Origin of the sequence: Melaminivora alkalimesophila, assembly GCF_000282995.1 — a bacterium.
Classification (GTDB): domain Bacteria; phylum Pseudomonadota; class Gammaproteobacteria; order Burkholderiales; family Burkholderiaceae_C; genus Melaminivora; species Melaminivora alkalimesophila.
The window spans coordinates 1-595 of record NZ_ALEE01000148.1 but is presented as its reverse complement, the minus strand read 5'-3'; the positions used below and the strand labels follow the sequence as shown (position 1 = coordinate 595).

Genomic DNA, 595 nt, shown 5'->3' with positions numbered 1-595 from the left:
GCGGCGGCCCGCCGCCCCAGGCCTGCGGCAAAGAGGGACGCAGGCTGGCAAGCGCCCCTTCCAGCACGGGCGCCCCGCGCGACTCGCGCCACCAGGGCGCCTCGGTGCCCTGCGTCCAGCCGGCCACCAGGGTCGCCGCCAGCAGCAGCACGACACCGCGCAACACGCCGAACAGCGCACCCAGCGCCCGGTCCGCCGGCCGCAATCCCACGGCCTCGACCAGTTTGCGCACCAGCCAAGCCACCAGGCCCGCAGCGAAGACGGTGCCGACGAAGACCAGTGCAAAGCCCGCGGCGTGCCGCCAGGCCGGCTCCAACCCACCGAGCGGCAGCAGCGCACCCGCATCGGCAGCAAACCACTGCGCGGCGAGAAAGGCCAGCACCCAGCCGGCCAGCGAGAACAATTCGAACACCAGGCCGCGCCACGCACCGAGCAGCAGCGAGGCGCCCAGCACCGCCAGGAAGATCCAGTCCAGCGCTGCCATGCCGCTGCCCACCCATGCGCCGCGCCTACAGCGCCAGCACCGTGCCGGCCAGACCGGCGCCCCGGGCGCGCTCGGCGGCGCGCTCGGCCTCGGCGCGGCTGCCGAAGGGAC

At 75.3% G+C, this 595-nt stretch carries 1 protein-coding gene; it reads right to left on the bottom strand.

All coding sequences use genetic code 11. The features are described from left to right. Nucleotides 1-484, bottom strand: a 484-nt coding sequence (locus A612_RS02275; protein ID WP_019372988.1) for a CvpA family protein, incomplete at its 3' end; no start/stop codon positions are given. Nucleotides 485-595: the final 111 nt, after the last annotated feature.